Raw genomic sequence first — 2886 nt, 5'->3', positions numbered from 1 at the left:
GTGGGCGCAGATCGGCCCTCTCAGCCTAAAGTGCTGAGCAGCAACCGGTTGACCGGATCGGTGCAGTGGGATGGTTGGGGAAAACTCCGGGGGATCCGGCTTACAGGGGCGGCGGCAAACTGACGAACCTGTTAGCGGCTGGTGACGGAGAGCCGTCAGGGGATCGCCGCGAAGAGACGGCGGTCCAGTGGTCCCGCCGTACGGTCATAGCCGTATAATCGCCCGCTCTTGTCAGGGGGCCTACCCCGAACGGTCACCCCTTTTGCGAGGCGACCCATGAGAACCGTGTTCAATCTGGCCGACCGCCTGGAGCTGTCTCGACGGCTCGAAGCGCTGGGGCCCGACGCCGCGGCCCGGTGGGGCCGCATGGATTGCCCCCAGATGCTGGCGCACCTCTCGGAGAGTGTCCGCATGGCGCTGGGCGAGTTGGAGATCACCACGAAGGGGCCGCTTGCGCTGCGGCTCGCGCCCATCCGCCACGCGGTCATCCATTGGCTGCCGTTCCCGAAAGGCGCGCCAACGGCGCCCGAACTGCTGACACGACGCGCCGCCAGCTGCGAAGCGGAGTGCGCCGACCTCAAACACCTGCTCGAGCGGCTGGCGGCCATGGAAGGCGCGCGCGAGTGGCCCGACCACCCAGCCTTCGGCCACATGACGTCGCGCGACTGGGGCACGCTGGTCCACCGCCACGTCGATCACCACCTGCGCCAGTTCGGGGCGTGACCCCACATACGTAGAGGCGGACCTCGAAGAGGTCCGCCTGCGCAGGCGCACTTCTTCGAGGTGCGCCTCTACATACGTTGCGCTTGGCGAAATTGACTCAAAGCGACCGCGTTGAGTAGCGTACAAGGTTGCTTCGTACGAGGAGACTCCCAATGCTGAAGGCCACTGCCGGAAAGATCATGCCGACGACCATCACGGGCTCGCTGCCGCGCCCGAGCTGGTATACGGAAAACCTGGGCACGCGCTCGTTCCTGGACGCGATGGTGCTGTCGCGGTTCCGCGAGCAGTATGTGGACGCCCTGTCGGTGTATCTGCAGGAACAGGAAGTGGCCGGGCTGGACATCGTGACGGACGGCGACTGCCGGTTCGACTCGGACATCGGCGGCCAGAGCTGGACGAGCTATCCGCCGCACCACATGACGGGGTTCGACACGCAGCACCCGAAGCTGGCGAAGATGAACGCGGGGGGGCTGCAGTTCCCGCGCGGGCACATCCTGCACGACTACCTGGAAGCGCGGGTGATGCCGAAGATCACCGGGCCGATCGGGCGGGGGGAGATGCAGTATGCGGAGATCTGGAAGGCGGCGCAGCGGCTGACGCCGAAGCCGGTGAAGTTCGGGACGGTGACGCCGGAGCTGGTGGCGTTCGCGGTGCAGGACGGGCACTACAAGGACATCCAGGAACGCATCTGGGCGATGTCGGAGGCGTTCAACGAGGAGCTGCACGACCTGGCGGACGCGGGCTGCCCGGTGATCCAGATGGAAGAGCCGCAGATTCATCTCTTGGCGGCGCGTAACTTCGTGGACAAGGTGATCAACCCGGAGTTCATGCTGAAGGTGTTCAACAACACCGTGAAGGGGCTGCGGGCGAAGACGGAAGTGTGGTGCCACACGTGCTGGGGCAACCCGTCGCAGCAGCGACTGTTCGGGTCGGTGCAGACCTACAAGCCGGCGCTGAAGCTGCTGAACCAGGTGGATGCCGACGTGATCACGTTCGAGATGATCAGCTCGGGGGCGCAGGACCTGGAGGACGTGGGGCGGGAGATCACGGAGATGAAGGTGGCGATCGGCGCCATCGACCACCACACGCTGCAGGTGGAGTCGCCGACCGAGATCGCGGACCTGGTGCGGAAGGCGCTGAAGGTGATTCCGGCGGAGCGGCTGGTGCTGTCGTCGGACTGCGGGATGGGGCGCGAGGGGATGAGCCGGCGGCACGCGTTCTACAAGATGGTGGCGCTGGTGCAGGGCACCAACATCGTGAAGAAGGAGCTGGGGCTGCCGCCCGCCGAGTCGCTCGGCGCCGATCCGAAGCTCTCGCTGATCCGCTTCAATCAGTAGTCATGTGAGCCAGGCGGGCCAGGCAGGCCCGGCAGGCCAGGCAGGAAGAACCTCCACCCGCCAGGCTCGCCCGGCTTGCCCGGCCTGCCAGGCCGAGGGATCGAAGGAATGATTAGAGCAGCCATGGTGGGCCTCGGGTGGTGGGGCCGTACGATCGTCGAGTCGGTCCAGGGCACGAGCGACGTCATCCAGTTCGTCGCCGGCGCCACTCGCACCAAATCGCCCGAAGTGACGGCGTTTGCCGAAGCGCAGAAGCTGAAGATGGCCGACAGCTTCGAGGCGCTGCTCGGCGACAAGTCGATTGACGCCATCGTGCTGGCCACGCCGCACTCGATGCACTCGCCGCAGGTGATTGCGGCGGCGCAGGCCGGCAAGCACGTGTTCTGCGAAAAGCCGTTCGCGCTGCACAAGGCCGACGCCGACGCGGCCGTGGCGGCCACCAGGAAGGCGGGCGTCACGCTCGGCCTCGGCTACAACCGCCGCTTCCATCCGGAGATGACGGCGCTGCGCCAGCGGATCGACTCGGGCGACCTCGGCGTGGTCGAACACTTCGAAGCCACGATGACCTTCCCCAACGCGCTGGCGCTCAAGGCCGACGCGTGGCGCGCGGACAAGGAAGAAACACCGTGCGGCGGTCTCACCCCGATGGGCGTGCACGCCATCGACGGCATCATCGACCTCGGGGGCCCCATCGACAGCGTGTTCTGTCAGAGCTTCCGGCGCGTCGTCGCCGTGGACAGCGATGACACGACGTCGATGCTCTTCCGCCTGAAGAGCGGCGCTTCGGGCTATCTGGGCACGATGACCGCCACCGGTCCCGGTTTCA

At 66.5% G+C, this 2886-nt stretch carries 3 protein-coding genes; all 3 read left to right on the top strand.

What is annotated here, in order from left to right; genetic code table 11:
- Positions 1 to 276: 276 nt before the first annotated feature.
- Positions 277 to 723, top strand: coding sequence for a DUF1569 domain-containing protein (locus VFW45_12805; protein HEU5181662.1), 447 nt, complete (start codon positions 277 to 279; stop codon positions 721 to 723).
- Between the two features lie 152 nt (positions 724 to 875).
- Positions 876 to 2060: a cobalamin-independent methionine synthase II family protein gene (locus VFW45_12800; GenBank protein ID HEU5181661.1), complete on the top strand. Its 1185-nt coding sequence runs from the start codon at positions 876 to 878 to the stop codon at positions 2058 to 2060.
- A 108-nt stretch (positions 2061 to 2168) separates the two neighbouring features.
- The coding region (locus VFW45_12795) for a Gfo/Idh/MocA family oxidoreductase (protein HEU5181660.1) at positions 2169 to 2886 on the top strand (718 nt) is incomplete at its 3' end.

This window comes from Candidatus Polarisedimenticolia bacterium, from assembly GCA_035764505.1.
In the GTDB taxonomy this organism is placed as follows: domain Bacteria; phylum Acidobacteriota; class Polarisedimenticolia; order Gp22-AA2; family AA152; genus AA152.
Note: the sequence above shows the minus strand (reverse complement) of the source record. Positions and strands in the feature narration are given on the sequence as shown.

Excerpts from the sequence above, each read along its gene's own strand:
- VFW45_12805 (HEU5181662.1), top strand. The coding sequence starts at position 277 with ATGAGAACCGTGTTCAATCTGGCCGACCGCCTGGAGCTGTCTCGACGG.
- VFW45_12800 (HEU5181661.1), top strand. The coding sequence starts at position 876 with ATGCTGAAGGCCACTGCCGGAAAGATCATGCCGACGACCATCACGGGC.